The organism is Pseudomonas shahriarae, from assembly GCF_014268455.2.
GTDB lineage: Bacteria > Pseudomonadota > Gammaproteobacteria > Pseudomonadales > Pseudomonadaceae > Aquipseudomonas > Aquipseudomonas shahriarae.
Window position 1 is genome coordinate 5,869,473 of sequence record NZ_CP077085.1, and the last position, 22,736, is coordinate 5,892,208.

General features: G+C 61.7%; 21 protein-coding genes. 12 read left to right on the plus strand and 9 right to left on the minus strand.

Going from position 1 to position 22,736, the window contains the following annotated elements; all coding sequences use genetic code 11:
* Positions 1-24 precede the first annotated feature (24 nt).
* Genes ftsX through ftsY form a run of 3 tightly spaced genes read right to left on the minus strand, consistent with a single transcriptional unit; the run spans position 25 to position 3,139 of the window.
* Entirely contained in the window at positions 25-1,047 is a 1,023-nt protein-coding gene (gene ftsX, locus HU773_RS26430) for a permease-like cell division protein FtsX (protein ID WP_057440383.1), read from the minus strand.
* On the minus strand, positions 1,044-1,715 hold the full coding sequence (ftsE, locus tag HU773_RS26435; RefSeq protein ID WP_003213784.1) for a cell division ATP-binding protein FtsE: 672 nt from the start codon (positions 1,713-1,715) through the stop codon (positions 1,044-1,046). Before ftsE ends, ftsX begins: the two co-directional genes overlap by 4 nt.
* Positions 1,712-3,139 carry a signal recognition particle-docking protein FtsY gene (gene ftsY / locus HU773_RS26440; RefSeq protein WP_186624970.1) on the minus strand — a complete coding sequence of 476 codons (1,428 nt, stop codon included), beginning with the start codon at positions 3,137-3,139 and terminating at the stop codon, positions 1,712-1,714. Before ftsY ends, ftsE begins: the two co-directional genes overlap by 4 nt.
* 341 nt (positions 3,140-3,480) lie before the next feature.
* Between ftsY and HU773_RS26445 the strand changes: the two genes are divergently transcribed.
* From HU773_RS26445 to HU773_RS26460, 4 genes are all read left to right on the plus strand, one after another.
* Positions 3,481-4,836 (plus strand): M16 family metallopeptidase, encoded by a 1,356-nt coding sequence (locus HU773_RS26445; protein WP_057440385.1) that lies wholly within the window; start codon positions 3,481-3,483, stop codon positions 4,834-4,836.
* Positions 4,829-6,319 (plus strand): M16 family metallopeptidase, encoded by a 1,491-nt coding sequence (locus tag HU773_RS26450; protein WP_057440386.1) that lies wholly within the window; start codon positions 4,829-4,831, stop codon positions 6,317-6,319. The genes HU773_RS26445 and HU773_RS26450 overlap by 8 nt, the downstream gene beginning before the upstream one ends.
* Positions 6,319-6,936 carry a 16S rRNA (guanine(966)-N(2))-methyltransferase RsmD gene (gene rsmD, locus HU773_RS26455; RefSeq protein WP_057960893.1) on the plus strand — a complete coding sequence of 206 codons (618 nt, stop codon included), beginning with the start codon at positions 6,319-6,321 and terminating at the stop codon, positions 6,934-6,936. Before HU773_RS26450 ends, rsmD begins: the two co-directional genes overlap by 1 nt.
* A gap of 193 nt (positions 6,937-7,129) precedes the next feature.
* Positions 7,130-8,128 (plus strand): hydrolase, encoded by a 999-nt coding sequence (locus HU773_RS26460; protein WP_057960894.1) that lies wholly within the window; start codon positions 7,130-7,132, stop codon positions 8,126-8,128.
* 23 nt (positions 8,129-8,151) lie between these two features.
* Here the strand turns inward: HU773_RS26460 and HU773_RS26465 are convergent, their stop codons facing one another.
* On the minus strand, positions 8,152-9,006 hold the full coding sequence (locus tag HU773_RS26465; protein WP_120734295.1) for a sulfurtransferase: 855 nt from the start codon (positions 9,004-9,006) through the stop codon (positions 8,152-8,154).
* A gap of 33 nt (positions 9,007-9,039) precedes the next feature.
* Positions 9,040-9,711, minus strand: coding sequence for a TetR/AcrR family transcriptional regulator (locus HU773_RS26470; RefSeq protein ID WP_029300622.1), 672 nt, complete (start codon positions 9,709-9,711; stop codon positions 9,040-9,042).
* A gap of 147 nt (positions 9,712-9,858) precedes the next feature.
* On the opposite strand from HU773_RS26470, the gene HU773_RS26475 reads away from it, so the two are divergent.
* The 5 genes from HU773_RS26475 to HU773_RS26495 all read left to right on the plus strand — a co-directional run bounded on the left by HU773_RS26475 (position 9,859) and on the right by HU773_RS26495 (position 14,462).
* On the plus strand, positions 9,859-11,286 hold the full coding sequence (locus HU773_RS26475; RefSeq protein WP_057960895.1) for a coniferyl aldehyde dehydrogenase: 1,428 nt from the start codon (positions 9,859-9,861) through the stop codon (positions 11,284-11,286).
* A gap of 28 nt (positions 11,287-11,314) precedes the next feature.
* Positions 11,315-11,860: a hypothetical protein gene (locus tag HU773_RS26480; RefSeq protein WP_057960896.1), complete on the plus strand. Its 546-nt coding sequence runs from the start codon at positions 11,315-11,317 to the stop codon at positions 11,858-11,860.
* A 57-nt stretch (positions 11,861-11,917) separates the two neighbouring features.
* Positions 11,918-13,513: a GMC family oxidoreductase gene (locus HU773_RS26485; RefSeq protein WP_057960897.1), complete on the plus strand. Its 1,596-nt coding sequence runs from the start codon at positions 11,918-11,920 to the stop codon at positions 13,511-13,513.
* Positions 13,514-13,627: 114 nt separating this feature from the next.
* Positions 13,628-14,107: a pantetheine-phosphate adenylyltransferase gene (gene coaD / locus HU773_RS26490; RefSeq protein ID WP_003176711.1), complete on the plus strand. Its 480-nt coding sequence runs from the start codon at positions 13,628-13,630 to the stop codon at positions 14,105-14,107.
* 103 nt (positions 14,108-14,210) lie between these two features.
* On the plus strand, positions 14,211-14,462 hold the full coding sequence (locus HU773_RS26495) for a YfhL family 4Fe-4S dicluster ferredoxin (RefSeq protein ID WP_003213796.1): 252 nt from the start codon (positions 14,211-14,213) through the stop codon (positions 14,460-14,462).
* Positions 14,463-14,584: 122 nt separating this feature from the next.
* Here HU773_RS26495 and mutM read toward each other — a convergent pair whose 3' ends face one another.
* On the minus strand, positions 14,585-15,397 hold the full coding sequence (gene mutM, locus HU773_RS26500) for a bifunctional DNA-formamidopyrimidine glycosylase/DNA-(apurinic or apyrimidinic site) lyase (RefSeq protein WP_057440389.1): 813 nt from the start codon (positions 15,395-15,397) through the stop codon (positions 14,585-14,587).
* A 21-nt stretch (positions 15,398-15,418) separates the two neighbouring features.
* Positions 15,419-16,231: an HDOD domain-containing protein gene (locus HU773_RS26505; protein WP_169960163.1), complete on the minus strand. Its 813-nt coding sequence runs from the start codon at positions 16,229-16,231 to the stop codon at positions 15,419-15,421.
* 279 nt (positions 16,232-16,510) lie between these two features.
* Between HU773_RS26505 and HU773_RS26510 the strand changes: the two genes are divergently transcribed.
* From HU773_RS26510 to ilvD, 3 genes are all read left to right on the plus strand, one after another.
* Positions 16,511-17,707, plus strand: coding sequence for a class I SAM-dependent rRNA methyltransferase (locus HU773_RS26510; RefSeq protein ID WP_057960898.1), 1,197 nt, complete (start codon positions 16,511-16,513; stop codon positions 17,705-17,707).
* A gap of 186 nt (positions 17,708-17,893) precedes the next feature.
* Positions 17,894-19,093 carry an MFS transporter gene (locus HU773_RS26515; protein ID WP_169989453.1) on the plus strand — a complete coding sequence of 400 codons (1,200 nt, stop codon included), beginning with the start codon at positions 17,894-17,896 and terminating at the stop codon, positions 19,091-19,093.
* A 229-nt stretch (positions 19,094-19,322) separates the two neighbouring features.
* On the plus strand, positions 19,323-21,164 hold the full coding sequence (gene ilvD, locus HU773_RS26520; RefSeq protein ID WP_057440393.1) for a dihydroxy-acid dehydratase: 1,842 nt from the start codon (positions 19,323-19,325) through the stop codon (positions 21,162-21,164).
* A 65-nt stretch (positions 21,165-21,229) separates the two neighbouring features.
* Here the strand turns inward: ilvD and HU773_RS26525 are convergent, their stop codons facing one another.
* Positions 21,230-22,465 carry a type II toxin-antitoxin system HipA family toxin gene (locus HU773_RS26525; RefSeq protein WP_057960900.1) on the minus strand — a complete coding sequence of 412 codons (1,236 nt, stop codon included), beginning with the start codon at positions 22,463-22,465 and terminating at the stop codon, positions 21,230-21,232.
* Complete coding sequence (locus HU773_RS26530; RefSeq protein ID WP_057960972.1) at positions 22,449-22,703, minus strand: helix-turn-helix domain-containing protein; 255 nt, start codon at positions 22,701-22,703, stop codon at positions 22,449-22,451. The genes HU773_RS26525 and HU773_RS26530 overlap by 17 nt, the downstream gene beginning before the upstream one ends.
* Positions 22,704-22,736 lie beyond the last annotated feature (33 nt).

Sequence of the window (22,736 nt, forward strand, 5' to 3'; positions counted from 1 at the left end):
GAAACCACATTAATCTGACATTAACTACTTCGGCGCCAGCTCACGTAGATGCCGTGCGACCGCAATCCAAGCACCGATATACCCCAACAACACCGCGCCAAGCAAGAGTGATAGACCATCGGCCGCAGGTACGCCAGCCAGGGCAAAGTCACTGCCATACAATCCGGCCAGGCCGACTACCGCGTCGTTCAGCCAATCCAGGCCAAACGCCAGGACGCCCCAGGACAGAATCCCCGCACCGAAGCCATAAAGCGCGCCCATATATAGAAAAGGACGACGCACATAGCTGTCTGTGCCGCCGACCAGTTTAATCACTTCTATCTCGGTGCGGCGGTTTTCAATATGAAGACGAATGGTATTGCCTATCACCAAAAGTAATGCAGAAACCAGCAACACCGTCAGGCCGAAGACAAACCGGTCGCCCAGCTTGAGAATCGCCGCCAGACGCTCGACCCACACTAAATCAAGCTGCGCCTGTTGCACCTTGGGCAGTTCAGCCAATTTTTGTCTTAATGCTTCAAGGGCCGTCTTGTCGATTTCATTGGGCGTGACCAGCACAACCCCCGGCAGCGGGTTCTGCGGCAGCTCCTTGAGCGCCTCACCCAAGCCGGACTGTTGCTGGAACTCTTCCAGCGCCTGGTCGCGGCTGATGTACTCGGCATCCGCCACACCCGGCAGGTTCTTGATCTGCTCGCGCAAGGCCTCGCCTTCAGTGGCGCTGGCATCCAGTTGCAGGTACAGGGAAATCTGCGCCGCGCGCTGCCAGGAACCGCCCAGGCGCTCGACATTATTCAGCAGCAACGACAAACCCATCGGCAGGCTCAACGCCACGGCCATCACCAGGCAGGTGAAGAAGCTGCCAATCGGCTGCTTGCCCAGGCGGCGCAGGCTGTCCACCAGGCTGGCGCGATGGCTTTCGATCCAGGCGTGCAGCAAGGTGCTGAAGTCAGGACCGTCATCATCGTCGCGTTTCTTTTTCTGCGGTTGCGGGTCGGCGGCTTTCGGCGCCACGCGCTCGGAAACTTTAGGGCTGCGTGTGGCACTCATACGCCAGCCTCCCCGTCACCGATCAGGCGCCCGCGCTGCAGGGTCAACATGCGATGGCGCATACGCGCGATCAATGCCAGGTCGTGACTGGCAATCAGCACACTGGTGCCCAGGCGGTTGATGTCTTCAAAGACCCCCATGATCTCCGCCGCCAGGCGCGGGTCGAGGTTACCGGTGGGTTCGTCCGCCAGCAGCAAGGCCGGGCGATGGACGATGGCGCGGGCAATGCCGACGCGCTGTTGCTGGCCGGTGGACAGGTCGCCGGGATACAGGTCGGTCTTGTCCGACAGCGCCACGCGCTCCAGGGCCGAATCCACACGCTTGACGATCTCGGCCTTGGACAGCCCGAGGATCTGCAATGGCAGGGCGATGTTATTGAACACCGTGCGATCGAACAGCAACTGGTGGTTCTGGAACACCACGCCGATCTGCCGGCGCAGGAACGGGATCTGCGCATTGCTGATGGTGGCCAGGTCCTGGCCTGCCAGCAGCAGTTTGCCGGTGGTCGGGCGCTCCATGGCCAGCAGCAGGCGCAGCAACGTACTTTTGCCGGCCCCGGAATGACCGGTGACAAACAAGAACTCGCCACGGCGCACCCGGAAACTCAGCTCATGCAAGCCGACATGCCCGTTGGCGTAGCGCTTGCCCACCTGTTCAAAACGAATCATGAACGCTCCCGCTCGGCAAACAGTGCCTGGACAAAGGGTTCGGCCTCAAACGTGCGCAGGTCATCAATACCTTCGCCTACACCGATATAACGAATCGGCAGCCCGAATTGTTTAGCCAGGGCGAAAATCACCCCACCCTTGGCCGTGCCATCGAGCTTAGTCAACGCCAGGCCAGTCAGTTGGACTGTCTGGTTGAATTGCTTGGCCTGGCTGATGGCGTTCTGCCCAGTACCGGCGTCCAGCACCAACAGCACCTCGTGCGGCGCGTCGGCGTCGAGCTTGCCCATCACCCGGCGGACTTTCTTCAACTCTTCCATCAAGTTGTCTTTGGTATGCAGGCGACCAGCGGTATCGGCAATCAGTACGTCGATGTTGCGGGCCTTGGCGGCCTGCACTGCGTCGAAGATCACCGAGGCGGAATCGGCACCGGTGTGCTGGGCGATCACCGGGATCTTGTTGCGCTCGCCCCACACCTGCAATTGCTCTACGGCGGCGGCGCGGAAGGTGTCACCGGCGGCGAGCATGACTTTCTTGCCTTCCAGTTGCAGCTTCTTCGCCAGCTTGCCGATGGTGGTGGTCTTGCCGGCGCCGTTGACGCCGACCACCAGGATCACAAAGGGTTTTTTCTCGGTAATCACCAGCGGCGCTTCCACCGGCTTGAGCATGGCAGCCAGTTCGGCCTGCAATGACTTGTAAAGCGCGTCGGCGTCGGTGAGCTGCTTGCGCGCCACCTTCTGGGTCAGGCTCTGGATGATCACGGCAGTGGCTTCGACGCCCACGTCAGCGGTCAGCAGGCGGGTCTCGATATCTTCGAGCAACTCGTCATCAATGATCTTCTTGCCCAGGAACAGGCTGGCCATGCCTTCGCCGATGCTCGCGCTGGTCTTGCTCAGGCCTTGCTTGAGGCGGGCGAAGAAGCCGGTCTTACTGGTTTCAGCAGGTACAGCGACGGGTTCGGCGACCACCGCAACGGGCTCGGCAACCACTGGCTCGACCACCAACGGCGCCGGCTCAACGACAACGGGCTGGGACTCGACGGCGACCTGGACCGGCTCCACCACCACAGGGATCGGCGGCGTCACATGTTCGGCCTGCACATCCTCGACCAACGCAACAGGTTCTTCAGCCACCGGCAATGGCGGCCACGGCTTATGCTCTGGCTCTGGCTCTGGCGCAGCCTCCACCTCCGGCTGCAAGACCGGCTCGGCGATAGGCAGCACCACCGGCGCTGGCGTCTCGACGACAGGCTCGGCCACGGGCTCAATCGCCGGTTCCGCTTGCAGAACAGGCTCAGGCACCGGCTCGGGTTGGACTTGCGGCTGTTCGACGACGGTTTCCTGCGGCTTTTTGCGCAGCCATCCGAACAGGCCTTTTTTCTCGCCAGCCGCAGCTGGGCTCTTCTTGTCGTCGTTGGAACCAAACATGGAGGACGGCTATCTCACGGTAGCGACGCGCCAAGGAGGCGCCTCGGTAAATAATATTCGATGCGCAACAGACTGTTTTTTAGCCAGCTTGTTCATGCGCAGCATTTTGTGAGGCGTGAATACAGCCTCAACAAATCGATTCAATATAGGACTGAAGCGATAAAATCGGCGAAAAGCGAATTAAAACCGGGGAAACCCACGGATAACTCCATCTTTACGACGACTGGATCCGAAACGATATGACAGCCGCAGTGGCCGCCGCTAATACGGATCAGTATCCTAGCACCTCCTCGCCCGCCGACGCTAAGACCAAGCGGGCAGCCCAACAGGTTTAAAAACGAATGAATGCTCTAGCCCGCCGCGCCGCAGGCCTGCTGCTCAGCACAGTTTGTCTGCCCCTTTCAGCCTTGGCTGCCGACCCACAACCCACCCATGAATTCACCCTGGACAACGGCCTCAAGGTCGTCGTGCGCGAAGACCATCGCGCCCCGGTGGTGGTCTCGCAGGTCTGGTACAAGGTCGGCTCCAGCTATGAAACCCCTGGCCAGACCGGTTTGTCCCACGCCCTGGAACACATGATGTTCAAGGGCAGCTCCAAGACCGGCCCCGGCGAAGCCTCGTTGATCCTGCGCGACCTGGGCGCCGAAGAGAACGCCTTCACCAGCGACGACTACACCGCCTACTACCAAGTGCTGGCCCGCGACCGCCTGGGCGTGGCCCTGGAGCTGGAAGCCGACCGCATGGCCACCCTGCGCCTGCCGGCCGACGAATTCAGCCGCGAGATCGAAGTCATCAAGGAGGAGCGCCGCCTGCGCACCGATGACAATCCGATGTCCAAGGCCTTCGAACGCTTCAAGGCCATGGCCTACCCGGCCAGCGGCTATCACACGCCGACCATCGGCTGGATGGCCGACCTGGACCGCATGAAGGTCGAGGAACTGCGCCACTGGTACCAATCCTGGTATGTGCCGAACAACGCCACCCTGGTGGTGGTCGGCGACGTGACCCCGGACGAGGTGAAAACCCTGGCCCAACGTTACTTCGGCCCGATCCCCAAGCGTGACGTGCCACCGGCGAAAAAGCCCCTGGAACTGGCCGAGCCGGGCGAACGCCTGCTGACCATGCATGTGCAGACGCAGCTACCGAGCGTCATCCTCGGCTTCAACGTACCGGGCCTGGCCACCGCCGAAGACAAGCGCTCGGTCAACGCCCTGCGCCTGATCTCGGCACTGCTCGATGGCGGCTACAGCGCGCGCATCCCGAGCCAGCTGGAACGCGGTGAAGAATTGGTGTCGGCTGCCTCGACCAGCTACGACGCCTACACCCGCGGCGACAGCCTGTTCACCTTGAGCGCCACCCCCAACCAGCAGAAGAAGAAAACCGTGGCCCAGGCCGAAGCCGGGCTCTGGCGCCTGCTGGATGAACTCAAGGCCAAGCCACCGACCGCCGAGGAACTGGAGCGTATTCGCGCCCAGGTCATTGCCGGGTTGGTCTACGAGCGTGACTCCATCACCAGCCAGGCCACAGCCATTGGCTCCCTGGAAACGGTCGGCCTGTCGTGGAAACTCATGGACACCGAGCTTGCCGAACTGCAAAGCGTGACGCCCGAAGACATCCAGAAGGCCGCGCGCACGTATTTCACCCGCGAACGCCTGAGTGTCGCCCATGTCATGCCACAGGAGAGCACTCATGAGTGATCGCAAAAACAACCGCCTGGTGCTGCCTGGCCTGATCGTCGTGACTCTGGTGGCGGCAGTCGCGGTGTATATCGGTCGCCCGGACGACTCCGTTGCCAGCCCGGCGCTGGAGCAGGCCAAGTCCAGCAAGACCCTGCAATCCCTGGCAGAACTGGACGGCAAGAACCCGACCAACCGCCAGCTCAACGTGCAGACCTGGAACACCGCCGAAGGCGCCAAGGTGCTGTTCGTCGAAGCCCACGAACTGCCGATGTTCGACATGCGCATCCTGTTCGCTGCCGGTAGCAGCCAGGACGGCAACACGCCGGGCCTGGCCCTGCTGACCAACGCCATGCTCAACGAAGGCGTGCCGGGCAAGGATGTGGGGCAGATTGCCGCCGGTTTTGAAGGCCTGGGGGCGGATTTCAGCAACGGCGCCTACCGCGATATGGCGCTGGTGTCGCTGCGCAGCCTCAGTGCCGCCGACAAGCGCGAGGCCGCCCTCACGCTGTTTGACCAGGTGATCGGCCAGCCGACCTTCCCGGCCGACTCCCTGGCGCGGATCAAGAACCAGTTGCTGGCCAGCTTCGAGTACCAGAAGCAGAACCCGGGCAAGCTGGCGAGCATCGAGCTGTTCAAGCGCCTGTACGGCGATCATCCCTATGCGCACCCGAGCGAAGGCACGCCCGAGAGCGTTCCGGCCATTACCCAGGCACAGCTGAAGGCATTCCACGCCAAGGCCTACGCCGCCGGTAACGCGGTGATCGCGATGGTCGGCGACCTGTCCCGTGCCGACGCCGAAGCCATGGCAGCCAAGGTGTCCGCATCCCTGCCCAAGGGCCCGGCACTGGCGAAGATCGCCGAGCCGACCGAGCCCAAGGCCGGCCTGGGGCATATCGAGTTTCCCTCCAAGCAGACGCACCTGTTGTTCGCACAACTGGGCATCAACCGTGCCGATCCGGACTACGCGGCCCTGTCCCTGGGCAACCAGATCCTTGGCGGCGGTGGCTTTGGCACCCGTTTGATGAGCGAAGTGCGCGAGAAGCGCGGCCTGACCTATGGCGTGTACTCGGGCTTCTCGCCGATGCAGGTGCGTGGCCCGTTTATGATCAACCTGCAGACCCGCGCCGAGATGAGCGGCGGCACCTTGCGCCTGGTGGAGCAAGTACTGGCCGACTACCTCAAGACCGGGCCGACGCAAAAAGAACTGGATGACGCCAAGCGCGAACTGGCCGGCAGCTTCCCGCTGTCCACTGCAAGCAACGCCGATATCGTCGGGCAACTGGGCGCCATGGGTTTCTACAACCTGCCGCTCAACTACCTGGAAGATTTCATGAAGCAATCCCAGGCCCTGACTACCGAACAGGTCAAGGCTGCACTGAACAAGCACTTGAGCAGCGATAAAATGGTGATCGTGACCGCTGGTCCCACCACCGCGCAAAAGCCACTACCGCCCCCCACTGATAAACCTGCCGAGCAGCCGCTCGGGGTTCCGGAGCATTAATGGCTAGTCCATCCCGCCCTAAAAAACCTGTCCATAACGTGCATAACGGTGTGGGCCAGCTGCGCATCATTGGCGGCCAATGGCGCAGCCGCAAGCTGAGCTTCCCCGATGTCGTGGGCCTGCGCCCGACCCCGGACCGGGTCCGCGAAACCCTGTTCAACTGGCTCGCGCCGTACATCGAAGGGGCCAAGGTGCTTGACCCGTTCGCCGGCAGCGGCGCGCTGTTCCTCGAGTCCCTGTCCCGTGGCGCCGCCCTGGGCCAGGCGCTGGACGCGAGCAACGTGGCGGTTTCCAGCCTGCGCGAACACCTGGGCACCCTGCGTTGCACCACCGGTCACGTCCAAACCGCCGATGCCCTGCGCTACCTGGAAACCCAGCCAGCCAGTGCATTCGACGTGGTGTTCCTCGACCCGCCGTTCAACCAGAACCTGTTGCCAACCGTCTGCGCGCTGCTGGAAGAGCGCCAGTGGCTGGCCGATGACGCCTGGGTCTACACCGAAAGCGAAACCGCGCCGTCGACCCTGGGCCTGCCGGGCAACTGGCGCCTGCACCGCGAACAAAAATCCGGGCGGGTGTATTACGCGTTGTGGCAACGTACGGTCCAGACCGCTGACTAAATAACGTGGCAAGCCACTTTACTGTGGCGAGCGGGCTTGCCCGCGTTGGGTTGCGCAGCGACCCTAGAAAATGGGACTGCTGCGCAGTCCAACGCGGGCAAGCCCGCTCGCCACAGCCACCCCCATAGCCACAGCCACCGCCGCAGCCACAAAATACGCAGCCAACATTAAAGCAGTGTCGAGACCACCCATCGTGCCGCAACCCTCCCACCGCTTCACCCCCGCCTTCGGCCTCGGCAACCCTCACCTGCAAACGTTGTGGGGCCCGCTCTGGCGCCCCACCACCCACCTCGAACGCCAACGCGAGCGCCTATGGCTGGAGGATGGCGACTTCCTCGACCTCGACTGGCACGGCCCCCACGACCCGCATGCGCCCCTGGTACTGGTGCTGCATGGGCTGACCGGCTCGTCCAATTCGCCCTACGTCGCCGGCCTGCAAAAAGCCCTGGCCAGTCAGGGCTGGGCCAGTGTCGCGTTGAATTGGCGTGGTTGTTCCGGCGAACCCAACCTGCTGGCCCGCAGTTATCACTCCGGGGCCAGTGAAGACCTGGCGGCCGCCATCGCGCACCTGCGGGCCAAGCGCCCATTGGCGCCGCTGTATGCCGTGGGTTACTCCCTGGGCGGCAATGTGTTGCTCAAGCACTTGGGCGAAACCGGCGACAACTCCGGCCTGCAAGGCGCGGCCGCGGTGTCGGTACCATTTCGCCTGGACCAGTGCGCCGACCGTATCGGCCTGGGCTTTTCACGGGTCTATCAGAAGCACTTCATGCGCGAGATGCTCGGCTATATCCGGGTCAAGCAGCGCCAATTCCTACAGGATGGTCGCGAAGAAGCACTGAAAACCCTGGCCGAGCTGGGCTCCCTGGAAAAGATGCGCACGTTCTGGGATTTCGATGGGCGCGTCACTGCGCCACTGCATGGCTACCTGAGTGCCGAGGACTATTACCGGCGGGCGTCGAGCCGTTACTTCCTCGGGGCGATTCGCACACCGACGCTGATCATCCAGGCGGCAGATGATCCTTTTGTGTTTGCCCACAGCCTGCCCCAGGCCAGTGAACTGTCGGACTGCATCGAGTTTGAATTGCAGGCCAAGGGCGGTCACGTGGGGTTTGTCGATGGTTCGCTGAAACAGCCCGGGTACTACCTGGAGCGGCGGATCCCGCAATGGCTGCTGTCTCAACTCGATAAATAATGTGGCTGGCTTGCCTGGTGAAATCAGTCGCCAGTAGCAATTGCCCGCTGCGGATCATTGATCCACTCACTCCACGACCCCGCATACAACTTGCCCAACGGATACCCCGCCAGGCTCAGGGCAAACAGGTTGTGACACGCCGTCACGCCCGAGCCGCAATACGCCACCAACTCATTCGGCGAACGACCTTGCAGCTTGTCGGCAAACCGCTGCTTGAGCTGCTCCACCGGCAAGAAGCGCCCGTCACTGCCCAGGTTCTCGCTGAACGCCGCACATTGCGCGCCGGGAATATGCCCGGCAATCGGGTCGATGGGTTCCACCTCACCGCGAAAGCGCGGCAAGGCCCGGGCGTCGATCAGTGTCAGGCCCGGCTGGCCCAGGCGTTTTTGCAGGTGCTCTGCGTCCAGTAGCAGGTCGTAGTCGGCAGTGCCAGCAAAGGTCCCCGGCTCGGTGCCCGGCGCATCCAGGCTCAAAGGGAAACCGGCGCTGTGCCAGGCCTTCAGGCCACCATCGAGGATCGACACCCCGTCGCGCTTGCCCAACCAGGCCAGCAGCCACCAGGCACGGGCGGCATATGCGCCAGGACCATCGTCATACAGCACGATTTCGCTGTCGGCATGGATGCCCCAGGCCCGCAACTGCTGGACCAGCGCCTCGGGTGCCGGCAGCGGATGGCGTCCAGTCACGCCTTTAGTCACCGGCCCGCTGAGGTGGCGTTCCAGATCGGCATACTGTGCCCCCTCGATATGCCCTTCGGCATAGCTGCAACGCCCGTAATCCGGGTCTTCCAGGACAAACCGGCAATCGAGGATGACTAAGCCTGCGTGCTGCTGGCGCTCGGCCAGTTGTTGCGGGCTGATCAGTTGTGCAAGCGGCATAAAGGACTCCTGGAAATACGTTCGGGAAAGGGCCTACTTCACTTCTTCCAGTGCCTGACTTAACGGCACGTAAAATTCCTTGAACAACGCGTCCACGGCTTCTTTGGCCTGTGGCGTGATAAACCCCGCCTCCAGCACCAGCACCTGGTAGACCCCGCGCTTGATCGCCTCGGCGCTCAGGTGTGCGGAGTTCTCGTTGGTGGTGCACAAAAAGCGCACCCAGGAGGTGAGGATAATCCAGGCATTGAGGGTCAGGGCTTCGGTCTGCACCGGGTCCATGTTCAGGATCCCGGCCTCGACAAACCCCCGGTAAATCGCGCCGCCCTGAATCAGGCAGCGCTGGGAGAAACGCCGGTAGCCGGTGGCCAGCTCCGGGTCGCTCTCCAGCAGATGCTCAAGGTCACGGTGCAAAAAACGGTAGCGCCACATGCCGGCCAGTACCGCCTGCAGGTAGAAACGCTTGTCTTCGACCACCATGGCGCGCCCCTGGGGCGGGCGCAGGAAGCTGTCCACCAGGGCTTCATACTCGCGAAACAGCACCGCGATAATCGCCTGCTTGTTCGGGAAGTGGTAGTACAGGTTGCCCGGGGATATTTCCATATGGGCGGCAATATGGTTGGTGCTGATGCTGCGCTCGCCCTGCTGGTTGAACAACTCCAGGCTGGTTTGCACGATGCGTTCGCTGGTCTTTACTCGTGGTGCCATGGGGTATCGGCTTCTTGAATCCTGATGCAAACATCTTACGGTCTATCCTTGCCAGGATAAAACTGCATGTTACTGCGAAGGCATTTGACAAATTAGAGCAATGACTCTAAAAACCCAGGTACTCCAATAATATTCGGGAACTGCGCCATGTCTGCCAATGTTGCCTACCTGCAAGATTCCCAGGCGCTGGACCAGCTCCAGGACCTGTTCGCTGCCCAGCGCCGCGCCTACGCGGCCAACCCGATGCCGCCAGCGGCGCAGCGCCAGCAGTGGCTCAAGGCATTGCGTGACCTGCTCAGCGATGAGCGCCAGGCGCTGATCGAGGCCATCAGCAACGATTTCAGCCATCGCAGCGCCGATGAAACCCTATTCGCCGAACTGATGCCCAGCCTGCACGGCATTCACTACGCCAGCAAACACCTCAAAGGCTGGATGAAACCATCGCGCCGCGCTGTAGGTATAGCCTTCCAGCCGGCATCTGCCAAAGTGATCTATCAGCCCCTGGGCGTTATCGGGGTGATCGTGCCCTGGAACTACCCGCTGTACCTGGCCATAGGGCCGTTGGTCGGCGCGCTGGCGGCGGGTAACCGGGTGATGCTCAAGCTCAGCGAATCCACCCCCGCCACCGGCCAACTGCTCAAGACCCTGCTGGCGCAAATTTTCCCCGACGACCTGGTGTGCGTGGTGCTCGGCGAAGCCGAAGTGGGCATGGCGTTCTCCAAGCTGCCGTTCGATCACCTGCTGTTCACCGGGGCCACCAGCATCGGCAAGCATGTGATGCGCGCCGCCGCCGAGCACCTGACCCCAGTCACCCTGGAGCTGGGCGGCAAATCCCCAGCCATTGTCTCGGCCGATGTACCACTCAAAGACGCCGCCGAACGGATCGCATTCGGCAAGGCGCTGAATGCCGGGCAAACCTGTGTGGCGCCGGACTACGTGCTGGTTCCCGAAGACCGGGTGGACGGTTTCGTCGAGGCCTACACCCAGGCGGTACGCGGGTTTTATCCGACCCTGGCCGACAACCCGGACTACACCGCAATCATCAACGAGCGACAACTCGCCCGGCTCAATGCCTACATCAAGGACGCCACCGACAAGGGCGCGACCCTGTTGCCGCTCTACGACCAGGGCCAGGCCCGGCGCATGGCCCATAGCCTGCTGCTGAATGTCAGCGATGAGATGACCGTGATGCAGGACGAGATTTTCGGCCCGGTGCTGCCCATCGTGCCCTATCGCGGCATCGACCAGGCCTTTGCCTACATCAACCAGCGCCCGCGCCCGCTGGCGTTGTATTACTTCGGCTACAACAAGGCCGAACAGAATCGCGTACTCCACGAAACCCATTCCGGCGGCGTGTGCCTGAACGACACCCTGCTGCATGTGGCCCAGGACGATATGCCGTTTGGCGGCATCGGCCCGTCGGGTATGGGCCACTACCATGGCCATGAGGGTTTTCTCACCTTCAGCAAGGCCAAGGGGGTGCTGATCAAGCAGCGCCTGAATGCGGCCAAGCTGATTTACCCGCCGTATGGCAAAGCCATCCAGAAACTGATCCAGAAGCTGTTCGTGCGCTAAAACCGTTACCACCGGGACAACAATAAAAATGAACCCTAGCCTGACTGAATCACCCGCGCTGTCGCGGCGCGGCGTCTTGAAAATCGGCCTGTGCGCCAGCGCCTTCCTGGCCACCGCCGGCCTTGGCGCCAGCCTCAGCGGCTGCTCCAGCAGTACCCCCGCCAGCGGCTTTGCCATGTTGCGCAACAGCGACCTGCCGTTTTTGCGCGCAGTGATCCCGGTGTTGCTCGAAGGCGCGGCCAGCGCCGAGGTGGTGGCGGCAGGCATTGAAGACACCCTGAAAAAACTCGATTACAGCCTGCAGCACCTGTCACCGGAGATGTTCAAGCTGACCCAGCAGTTGTTCGACGTACTGGGCATGGCCGTCACCCGTGGCCCGCTGACCGGCATCTGGGGCAGTTGGGAAAACGCCAGCAGCGAGCAGATCCGCAACTTCCTGCATCGCTGGGAAAACAGCTTCCTCAACCTGCTGCGCATGGGCCAGGGCTCGCTGCTCAAGCTGGTGATCATGGCCTGGTACTTCCGGCCCGAGTCCTGGGCCCATTGCGGGTACCCCGGGCCACCGAGGATCTAGCCTGGGTAACCCACGTTGATAGCCACTCCGTAGCCATAACAATAAGAGAACAAGCTGATGCCCGTACCTGATGTGTTCCGCGATGGCATGGCCCGCGGCTGGAAGACCCATAACGGCGCCGCCCTCGACCAGGACCTGGTGCTGGAGGCCGATGTCGCGATCATCGGCAGCGGCGCAGGCGGTGGCACCACCGCAGAAATCCTCAGCGCCGCTGGCTACAAAGTGCTGTTGATCGAAGAAGGCCCGCTCAAGACCAGCAGCGATTTCAAGCTGCTGGAAGACGAGGCCTACGCCAGCCTGTATCAGGAAGGCATCGGGCGCATGAGCAAGGACGGCGCCATCACCATCCTGCAGGGCCGCGCCGTGGGCGGCACCACGCTGATCAACTGGACCTCGAGCTTTCGCACGCCCGACCCGACCCTGGCTCACTGGGCCAGCGAGTACGCGGTCAAGGGCCACAGCAGCGCCGAGATGGCGCCGTGGTTTGAAAAGATGGAGCAGCGCCTGGGCATCGCACCCTGGGCCCTGCCGCCCAACCCCAACAACGATGTGATCCGCAAAGGCTGCGAAAAGCTCGGCTACAGCTGGCATGTGATCCCGCGCAACGTGCGCGGCTGCTTCAACCTGGGCTATTGCGGCATGGGCTGCCCGGTCAACGCCAAGCAATCAATGCTGGTGACCACCATTCCCTCGACCCTGGAGCAAGGCGGCGAGTTGCTCTACCTGGCCCGCGCCGAGCGCTTGAAGTTCAGTGGCGATACCATCACCAGCCTCGAATGCGTGGCCATGGACTCCCGTTGCGTCGCGCCCACCGGCCGCAAGATCACGGTCAAAGCCAAGCATTACGTGCTGGCCGGCGGCGGCATCAACAGCCCGGCGCTGTTGATGCGCTCGGACGCACCCGACCCGCATTCGCGCCTGGGCAAGCGCACCTTCCTGCATCTGGTGAATTTTTCCGCGGGGCTGTTCGATGAGGTGATCAACCCGTTCTACGGCGCGCCGCAGTCGATCTACTCCGACCACTTCCAATGGCAGGACGGCACCACCGGTAAAATGTCCTACAAGCTCGAAGCGCCACCCTTGCACCCGGCGCTGGCCAGCACGTTGTTCGGGGGGTATGGCACGCAAAACGCCCTGGACATGAGCCAGTTGCCCAAGACCCACGCGATGCTGGCGCTGCTGCGGGACGGCTTCCACCCCGACAGCCAGGGCGGCAGCGTCGGCCTGCGCGGCGATGGCACGCCGGTGCTCGACTATGAGGTCTCGCCCTACGCCTGGGACGGCCTGCGCCGGGCGTTTCATAGCATGGCCGAGATCCAGTTCGCCGCCGGCGCCAAGTCGGTCAAGCCACTGCACCACGATGCGCGCTACGTCAGCACACTGGCCGAGGCCCGCAGCCTGATCGACGGCCTGAACCTGGAGCTGCATCGCACCTGCCTGGGCAGCGCCCATGTGATGGGCGGTTGCGCCATGGGCGAAGAGCCGAAAAATGCCGTGGCCGACAGCCTTGGCCGGCATCACCAACTGCGCAACCTGTCGATCCACGATGGCTCGCTGTTCCCCACCAGTATCGGCGCCAACCCCCAGCTTTCGGTGTACGGCCTGACCGCGCAACTGGCGACGGCGCTGGCCGAACGTCTGAAAACAGCATGAAAAAACCAGGTATTCGCGGTGTCTATAGTGCTTTCTTCTGAATAAGTTGACTTGGCCGACCGGGATGGCTGCGATACCATCCGGTTCCCCAACGGACTCCGCCAGGACGACGCGATGAACCGAGTGTTGTACCCAGGTACCTTCGACCCGATTACCAAAGGCCATGGCGATCTGGTCGAACGCGCCTCGCGCTTGTTCGACCATGTGATCATCGCGGTCGCGGCCAGCCCCAAGAAAAACCCGCTGTTTCCCCTGGAACAGCGCGTGGAGTTGGCCCGTGAGGTCACCAAGCACCTGCCTAACGTGGAAGTGGTGGGCTTTTCGACGCTGCTGGCACACTTCGCCAAGGAGCAGAACGCCAATGTATTCCTGCGCGGGCTGCGGGCGGTGTCGGACTTCGAGTATGAATTCCAGCTGGCCAATATGAACCGCCAACTGGCGCCGGACGTTGAGAGCCTGTTTCTTACGCCGTCGGAACGTTATTCGTTCATTTCTTCGACCCTGGTCCGGGAAATCGCGGCATTGGGCGGGGATATCACCAAGTTTGTGCACCCTGCGGTCGCCGATGCGCTGACGCTGCGCTTCAAGAAGTAAGACCGCTCGACCGGCGCCCGCTCGCACTGCGGGCGCCAATGCGGCACAATTGCGCGCATTAGTTTTTCAGATGCCTTGGCAGAGCGCCCTGGCAGGAGTTTCCATGTCCCTGATCATCACCGACGATTGCATCAACTGCGACGTCTGCGAACCCGAGTGCCCGAACGCTGCCATTTCCCAGGGTGAAGAGATCTACGTGATCGACCCCAACCTGTGCACCCAGTGTGTCGGCCACTACGACGAACCCCAGTGCCAGCAAGTGTGCCCGGTCGATTGCATCCCCCTGGATGAGGCACACCCTGAGACTGAAGAGCAGTTGATGGAGAAGTACCGGTTGATTACCGGCAAGGCCTGAGACCTTGTGGTGGCTGGGCGGGCCTCATCGCAGGCAAGCCAGCTCCCACACTTGAAGGTATTCACAAAGCAAAATGTGGGAGCGGGCTTGCCCGCGATGACGGCAACCGCCGTCACACACAATCAGCTCTGGCACTTGGGGCAAAACACACTCGCCCGCTGCCCCAACATCACATTGCGCAATTCGCTCCCGCAGACCTTGCACGCCTCGCCACCCCGGCCGTAGACGAACAGTTCCTGCTGGAAATACCCCGGCTGCCCATCGCCACCGATAAAGTCGCGCAATGTCGTACCGCCGCGCTCGATGGCGGCCGCGAGGATGCGTTTGATCTCGATCGCCAGCTTCAGGTAACGCCCACGGGAAATGCCCTTGGCCTCCCGGCGCGGGTCGATCCCGGCGGCAAACAGCGCCTCGGTCGCGTAGATATTGCCCACTCCCACCACCACCGCGTTGTCCATGATGAACGGCTTGACCGCCATCGAGCGCCCACGGGACAGCTGGAACAGGCGCTCGCCATCAAACAGGTCGGTCAACGGCTCCGGTCCCAGGCGCAGCAGCAGTTCGTGGTTGTGCGGGTCCTGGCTCCAGAGCATCGCGCCAAAGCGCCGGGGGTCGGTGTAGCGCAGGGCCAGGCCCGACTCCAGTTCGATGTCCACATGCTCATGCTTGGCTGCCGGTAGACCGACTTCCACCAGGCGCAAATTGCCCGACATGCCCAAGTGGCTGATCAAGGTGCCGACTTCGGCGTTGATCAGCAGGTACTTGGCCCGCCGCTCCACCAGCACGATGCGCTGCCCGGACAGGCGCACATCCAGGTCTTCGGGGATCGGCCAGCGCAGGCGCCGTTCACGCACCACCACGCGGCTGACCCGCTGGCCTTCCAGGTGCGGCGCAATTCCGCGCCGGGTGGTTTCGACTTCTGGCAGCTCAGGCATATTCGTCTCGCGATAGAAAGGTTAGTGCGCGCCCAACTCGCGGATCGACAACTTCAGGTTCTCGAAGTCGTAGTCCGACAGGCCCACGTAATCCAGCACCAGGTGGCCGATGCTGTCCCATTCATGGTCCACCGTCTGGTTGCCCAGTACCCGATAGGACGCGCAGATATGCTCGGCCATCTTCAGGATCGCCAGCAGGTTTTTCAGCGGGCTGTTACGCGCCGACTCATCGCTGAAAATCGCCAGGGCATTGTGGTGGTTGGCGATGGCGTTGGTCACATGCTCCGGCAGGCGCCAGGACTTGGCGGTGTAATAGCCCACCACCGCATGGTTGGTGTGGAACGCGCTGTTCTCGGTGTCGACCACCCGACAATCGGGCCCCGCCTTGGCGTAGGAATCTTCCAGCACGCTCATGTAGTCCGGGAAACGCTTGAGCATCAGCGGCACGCCACAATCGTGGAACAGCCCCAGGGCATAGGCTTCGTCTACCGCCTGGGAGCCGGTGCGCTTGGCCAGGGTCAGGCAGGTCATCGCCACGTCCTGGGCGGTGTCCCAGAACCGGTTGAGGGTGACGATGGTGTCATCGCTCATCTCGCCCTTGATCGACTGGGCGTTGATCAGGTTGACGATCGAGCGGCTGCCCAACAGGTTCACCGCGCGCTGGATCGAGGCAATTTTGTTGCTCAGGCCGTAATACGGCGAGTTGACGATTTTCAGCAACGAGCCGGAGAGGCCCGGGTCCTGGGAGATCAGCCGCGCAATCACCTCCAGGTCCGGATCGGGCATGTACTGCTCCATCTGCAAATCCACCATGATTTGCGGTTGGGGCGGCACGCTGATGCCTTGCAGGGCCTGTTGGATCTGTTCGGCGGAAAGCTCTTGGGACATAGGTACATACTCTGGACTAGGCGCGAATTCTAACCTCTAAGCAAAGCTGACCGACACCTCAAAAACCCGAACCGAACCCCGATCCAATATGGGAGCTGGCTCGCCTGCGATTGCATCGCCGCCGTACGTCAGATACACCGCGCCGTCTGCATCGCAGGCAAGCCAGCTCCCACATGAACGGGCGCGCAAAGGGTATACTCCCGCTCTTTTTTCCGGAGCGACGTCATGTCCCTGCCAAGCCTGCGTCTCAAAGCCAACGCCGATCGTCGTTTGCGCAACGGCCACCTGTGGGTCTACAGCAACGAAATCGACGTGGCCGCCACCCCACTCCACGGCTTCCAGGCAGGCGACCAGGCCATCCTCGAAGCGGCCGGCGGCAAGACCCTGGGCATTGTGGCCATGAGCCCGAACAACCTGATCTGCGCGCGCCTGCTGTCGCGCGACATCAAGTTGCCGCTGGACAAGTCGCTGCTGGTGCACCGCCTGAATGTCGCCCTGTCCCTGCGCGACCGCCTGTTCGACAAGCCGTTCTACCGCCTGGTCTACGGCGACTCCGACCTGCTGCCGGGCCTGGTGGTCGACCGTTTCGGCGATATCCTGGTGGTGCAGATCGCTTCGGCGACCATGGAAGCCCATAAAGAAGACGTGATCGCCGCGCTGACCCAAGTGCTCAAGCCCAGCGGCATCCTGTTCAAGAACGATTCCGCCGCGCGCGACGCCGAAGGCCTCAACCGCTACGTCGAAACCGTGTTCGGCCTGGTCCCTGAATGGGTTGCCCTGGAAGAAAACGGCGTGCAATTCGAAGCCCCGGTGATCCAGGGCCAGAAGACCGGTTGGTTCTACGACCACCGCATGAACCGTGCACGCCTGGCCCCGTATGCCAAAGGCAAGCGCGTTCTCGATCTGTACAGCTACATCGGCGGCTGGGGCGTGCAAGCTGCCGCGTTTGGCGCCAGTGAAGTGTTCTGCGTCGATGCCTCGGCCTTTGCTCTGGATGGCGTAGAGCGCAACGCCGCGCTGAACGGCGTTGCCGAGAAGATGACCTGCATCGAAGGCGACGTGTTTGAAGCGTTGAAAGAATTGAAAGCCAGCGAAGAGCGCTTCGACGTGATCGTCGCCGACCCACCCGCCTTCATCAAACGCAAAAAAGACATGAAAAACGGCGAAGGCGCTTACCGCCGCCTCAATGAGCAAGCCATGCGCCTGCTCAGCAAGGACGGCATCCTGGTCAGCGCCTCGTGCTCCATGCACCTGCCGGAAGACGACCTGCAAAACATCCTGCTGACCAGCGCCCGCCACCTGGACCGCAATATCCAGATGCTGGAGCGTGGTGGCCAGGGCCCGGACCACCCGGTGCACCCGGCGATTGCCGAGACGCGCTACATCAAGAGCATTACGTGCCGGTTGTTGCCCAATAGCTAAGTAACATGCAGATCAAAGGTGGGAGTGGGCTTGCCAGCTCCCACCTTTTTTGTGCAGTGTCAGAAAGATTTTTCCTACCGTCGCAAGCCGCGCGCTCCCCAGGAAATTTCCTTCAAAGGTTTTGATTGAATTCCACTTTTTGCAGACTAGTATCGGTTTCTGGCTTCACTGCGGAAAACAAAAACAATGTCTGACTCCACCTGCTCGCCCGTCCTCGATGGCCCAGCCAAACGCCAGTATCTTTCCCGCTTCATCCTCATCACCTGCATTGCCCTGATCAGCTTCTTCCCGATCAATATCCTGCTGCCTTCATTTCCGGCCCTCGCCGCCAGGTTCGACACGCCCAGCGCCAATGTCGCGCTGTCCATCAGCCTGTTTACCCTGGTTTTTTCGGTCTCCCAACTGATCGCCGGCCCACTCTCGGATAAATGGGGGCGCAAGGAAGTCCTGCTTGGCTGCATCACACTGTCGATCCTCGGGGCGATAGGCTGCACGCTGGCATCGGACTACCTGACCTTCCTGCTGTTTCGCAGCGTGCAGGCCATGGGCTGTGGCTTCTTCGTGCTGGGCCACGCCCTGGTGGAAGACCTGTTCGAGGAGCAGGACCGGGCTCGCGTGCGCCTGTATTACATGACCCTGAGCGGCTCGTTCGTCGCCCTTTCGCCGCTGATCGGCTCCTGGCTGCAAACCACCTTTGACTGGCAAGGCAGCTTCTACGGGTTCGCAGTGATGGCATTGGCCATGTTGATCCATGCGCTGTGCATCCTGCCGTCCAAGTCCGCCAGCCCCCATCGCGCACCGGTGTCGATCATCGCCACCTTGAAAGCCGTGGCCGGCAACCGGGACTTCCTGCGCTACTGGTGGATCGCCGCACTGGTGTTCGCCTGCTACTTCGCCTTGATCAGTGTCACCCCCCTGATGTTCATGGATGGGCTGAAACTCTCCGAATACCAGTACGCCCTGGTGCTGATGGTCTACGGCGTGGCCTATCTGCTGGGCGGCGTGGCGGCCTCGTTTCTGCAAAAACGCATCTCGCTGTCCCGGCAAATCAATATCGGCCTGGGGTTACTGCTGGTGGCCGGTGTGCTACTGATGCTGATCGTCAGCCTTGACGCCATCACCACCATAACCCTGCTGATCCCGATGCTGATCAGCGCCCTGGCCGTGACCCTGGTGCGCCCGGCGGCGATTTCGGCGGCGATGCTGTTGTTCTCAAGCAGCGCGGGCACGGCCGCCTCGGCGGGCAACAGCATCATGTTCCTCACGGCCGCGATCAGCAGCGCCGCCCTTGCGCAAACCGGAACGCATTTGCTGATGACCATTGCCGCAAGCTTCATCGCCTTCAGCCTCTGGGGCTGGCTGACAAATACGAGGGTCGGGCGATAAAGCCCCGGGACATGCTTCTCGCCATTCCCTCCCGACGCCAGCGGTGTAGAATCGACCCTATTCATCGCCAGTCATCCCCCGGCGGGTTTATGAGCTCGAGGCCCAAGCAAGCGGCGATCCCGCGACGCGAGTGGCAACTTCCGGACACACGGCCATTTTTCGGGTGTTCCAGTCGTCAATTAGAAGCTCACTCCCCTTTAGTACTTGATTAGCCGCCCGGAGTGCTCCAATGCCAGATTACCGCTCGAAAACATCCACCCATGGCCGCAACATGGCCGGCGCCCGCGCACTGTGGCGTGCCACGGGGATGAAAGATGACGACTTCAAGAAGCCGATCATCGCGATTGCCAACTCGTTCACCCAATTCGTACCGGGCCACGTCCACCTCAAGGACCTGGGCCAACTGGTCGCCCGCGAGATCGAACGTGCTGGCGGCGTAGCAAAAGAATTCAACACCATCGCCGTGGATGACGGCATCGCCATGGGCCATGACGGCATGCTGTATTCCCTGCCGAGCCGCGAGATCATCGCCGACTCCGTGGAATACATGGTCAACGCCCACTGCGCCGACGCCATCGTCTGCATCTCCAACTGCGACAAGATCACCCCTGGCATGCTGATGGCCGCCCTGCGCCTGAACATCCCGGTGATTTTCGTCTCTGGCGGCCCGATGGAAGCCGGCAAGACCAAGCTCGCCTCCCACGGCCTGGACCTGGTTGACGCCATGGTCATCGCCGCCGATTCCAGCGCTTCTGACGAGAAGGTCGCGGAATACGAGCGCAGCGCCTGCCCGACCTGCGGTTCGTGCTCCGGCATGTTCACCGCCAACTCGATGAACTGCCTGGTGGAAGCCCTGGGCCTGGCCTTGCCGGGCAACGGTTCGACCCTGGCCACCCACAGCGACCGCGAGCAGTTGTTCTTGCAGGCCGGCCGTACCATCGTCGAGCTGTGCAAGCGTTACTACACCGAGAACGATGAGTCGGTATTGCCGCGCAATATCGCCAACTTCAAGGCGTTCGAAAACGCCATGACCCTGGATATCGCCATGGGCGGTTCCACCAACACCATCCTGCACTTGCTGGCCGCAGCGCAAGAAGCCGAGATCGACTTCGACCTGCGCGACATCGACCGCCTGTCCCGCCACGTGCCGCAGTTGTGCAAGGTCGCGCCGAACATCCAGAAGTACCACATGGAAGACGTGCACCGCGCCGGCGGGATCTTCTCGATCTTAGGCTCCCTGGCCCGTGGCGGCCTGTTGCACACCGACCTGCCGACCGTGCACAGCAAATCCCTGGCCGAGGGCATCGCCAAGTGGGACATCACCCTGACTGACGACGAAGCCGTGCACACCTTCTTCAAGGCAGGCCCGGCTGGCATCCCGACGCAAACTGCTTTCAGCCAGTCGACCCGTTGGGACACCCTGGACGACGACCGTGAAAATGGCTGCATCCGCAGTGTCGAACACGCCTACTCCAAAGAAGGCGGCCTGGCTGTGCTGTACGGCAACATCGCCCTCGACGGCTGCGTGGTGAAGACCGCTGGCGTGGATGAGTCGATCCATGTGTTCGAAGGTCGCGCCAAGATCTACGAAAGTCAGGACAGCTCGGTACGCGGCATCCTCGCCGACGAAGTGAAAGAAGGCGACATCGTAATCATCCGCTACGAAGGCCCGAAAGGCGGCCCGGGTATGCAGGAAATGCTCTACCCGACCTCGTACCTGAAGTCCAAGGGCCTGGGCAAAGCCTGTGCGCTGCTGACCGACGGGCGCTTCTCCGGCGGTACTTCGGGCCTGTCCATCGGCCACGCTTCGCCAGAAGCCGCTGCCGGTGGCGCGATTGGCCTGGTGCAGGATGGCGACAAGGTGCTGATCGACATTCCGAACCGCTCGATCAACCTGTTGATCAGCGATGAAGAACTGGCGGCACGCCGGGTCGAGCAGGACAAGAAAGGCTGGAAGCCGGTGGAGAAGCGTCCGCGCAAAGTCACCACCGCCCTGAAGGCTTACGCCCTGCTGGCCACCAGTGCCGACAAGGGTGCAGTGCGTAACAAGGCCATGCTCGACGGCCTGTAAGCCCCGCCCATAAAAATGCCCCGCCAAGTGCGGGGCATTTTTTTGCGCCGAAGAAATCGCGCAAATTACCCCGGGGCGATACTCCTGGCCAAACCTGCCGACCATGCAGCAACCATCTTGTCTGCCACCCCTTCAAACGCGGGATGAGTACTTCGATAGGCCAAAAGCTCCGTCATTGCGCGGCTCATGCCATCCTGCACCCTGGCGAGCAACTCATTGCAGCGCGCCTCTGTCAGATTGCACGAACGGCGACCGAACTGGACCAGCATCTTGCGTTTGGGCCAGGCCTTAGAACCGTCCAGCAAGAGGGCCATGATGTCGCTGCCCTGGTAGACCGTGGTGGTCACCAGGTCGTAGGCCGGCGCGAGCCAGATGTCAGCCTCTTCGGCACAGTTCTCATAAAGCACACCGAAGTTTTTCAGGTGCCCGTCACCATTCTGGATACCGGCAGAGAGCGCCACCATCATGAAAAAATCTTCCAGCGCCTTGGTTACCCGGCTTGGCGTGACATAAGACTTGATCAGCCTGGCGCATCCCTGGTAAGTCCCGTCGTACTTCCTGCGCGTCGCCAACCCTGACAGAACGCACATATCCTCAAACCCGAGGTAGGCGCCATCACTGACGTCGAACCGTTGCACAACAAGGAATTTCGCGTTTTTGCTCAGTTGAAAAACCGGCACTTCAAGGCCGCAGTGCAATGCCGCCCGCATGCAAAAAAACTCGTTGGCCGCCAACTGAGGGAAGTCTTGTTCATTGAACGCCTTCACCAGGTGCGTGACACCCCGGTGGGTAAACCGCGCCATATCAGGCGCCATCTCGTCAATATCGCGCACCAGCACTTTCGGCTGAACGCCCGAAACCCCGGAGTAGGCGGCGTAGGTTCGCAATAGGTCACTGAAGAGATCGTTTGCCCCGTCATGGACCAACAGTTCAGACAGGTTGATCTGCGGCAGCGATGCCTCACCGCCAGCGTGGACAATGCTGATTCGGCCAAGCTGGTGTGGCCCAACGATACCCAGCAATGCCAGGTCGTCGAAGCCGCGTACTGACTTGCTGAAACGCCGCACGAGCTCGTCTTTGAGATACCCCTCGGGAAGGTGCATCTCGAACAGCGGATGGATGCCGTACTCCCAGTTGTAACTCTCCAGGCGCACCGGCATCGTCAAGGAGACGGCATTCTCTTCGGCCACCGCATCGTTATACGAGAAAACCGAATCGTGCCTGTTTTCTTCGCTCCGGCCGAGTGTTCCTGCCACCACACCACCAGTGCCGATGGACAGTCGGTCATTGTGCCTGGTCATGGATGCGTCCTGATTTCAGCTCATCGAGCGTCATGCGCCGACGCCTGGGAGTCGCGGTCAATTCGTATCCCAAGCCCTCAAGGATCGCGGCAACCTTGCGAATCCCCACTTCCGGGATGCTGTTGTTCTCGATCCCAGAGATGGTTGCACGACTCATCCCGTGCCGTTGCGCAAGCTGGGTCTGTGAGAGGCCAGCGGCTTTACGCAATTGTTTGATTAAAAGACCTAATTCATCCACGCTAAATTGCATCCTATACAATGCAAAACATGA

What these genes read in the sequence shown, in the direction of transcription:
- HU773_RS26510 (WP_057960898.1), top strand. Translation starts at nt 16,511, where the DNA reads ATGTCCCTGCCAAGCCTGCGTCTCAAAGCCAACGCCGATCGTCGTTTG.
- coaD (WP_003176711.1), top strand. Translation starts at nt 13,628, where the DNA reads ATGAACCGAGTGTTGTACCCAGGTACCTTCGACCCGATTACCAAAGGC.
- HU773_RS26475 (WP_057960895.1), top strand. Translation starts at nt 9,859, where the DNA reads ATGTCTGCCAATGTTGCCTACCTGCAAGATTCCCAGGCGCTGGACCAG.
- HU773_RS26470 (WP_029300622.1), bottom strand. Translation starts at nt 9,711, where the DNA reads ATGGCACCACGAGTAAAGACCAGCGAACGCATCGTGCAAACCAGCCTG.
- ftsX (WP_057440383.1), bottom strand. Translation starts at nt 1,047, where the DNA reads ATGAGTGCCACACGCAGCCCTAAAGTTTCCGAGCGCGTGGCGCCGAAA.
- rsmD (WP_057960893.1), top strand. Translation starts at nt 6,319, where the DNA reads ATGGCTAGTCCATCCCGCCCTAAAAAACCTGTCCATAACGTGCATAAC.
- HU773_RS26525 (WP_057960900.1), bottom strand. Translation starts at nt 22,465, where the DNA reads ATGACCAGGCACAATGACCGACTGTCCATCGGCACTGGTGGTGTGGTG.
- ftsY (WP_186624970.1), bottom strand. Translation starts at nt 3,139, where the DNA reads ATGTTTGGTTCCAACGACGACAAGAAGAGCCCAGCTGCGGCTGGCGAG.
- HU773_RS26480 (WP_057960896.1), top strand. Translation starts at nt 11,315, where the DNA reads ATGAACCCTAGCCTGACTGAATCACCCGCGCTGTCGCGGCGCGGCGTC.
- ilvD (WP_057440393.1), top strand. Translation starts at nt 19,323, where the DNA reads ATGCCAGATTACCGCTCGAAAACATCCACCCATGGCCGCAACATGGCC.
- HU773_RS26515 (WP_169989453.1), top strand. Translation starts at nt 17,894, where the DNA reads ATGTCTGACTCCACCTGCTCGCCCGTCCTCGATGGCCCAGCCAAACGC.
- HU773_RS26465 (WP_120734295.1), bottom strand. Translation starts at nt 9,006, where the DNA reads ATGCCGCTTGCACAACTGATCAGCCCGCAACAACTGGCCGAGCGCCAG.
- HU773_RS26445 (WP_057440385.1), top strand. Translation starts at nt 3,481, where the DNA reads ATGAATGCTCTAGCCCGCCGCGCCGCAGGCCTGCTGCTCAGCACAGTT.
- mutM (WP_057440389.1), bottom strand. Translation starts at nt 15,397, where the DNA reads ATGCCTGAGCTGCCAGAAGTCGAAACCACCCGGCGCGGAATTGCGCCG.
- HU773_RS26450 (WP_057440386.1), top strand. Translation starts at nt 4,829, where the DNA reads ATGAGTGATCGCAAAAACAACCGCCTGGTGCTGCCTGGCCTGATCGTC.
- HU773_RS26485 (WP_057960897.1), top strand. Translation starts at nt 11,918, where the DNA reads ATGCCCGTACCTGATGTGTTCCGCGATGGCATGGCCCGCGGCTGGAAG.
- HU773_RS26495 (WP_003213796.1), top strand. Translation starts at nt 14,211, where the DNA reads ATGTCCCTGATCATCACCGACGATTGCATCAACTGCGACGTCTGCGAA.
- ftsE (WP_003213784.1), bottom strand. Translation starts at nt 1,715, where the DNA reads ATGATTCGTTTTGAACAGGTGGGCAAGCGCTACGCCAACGGGCATGTC.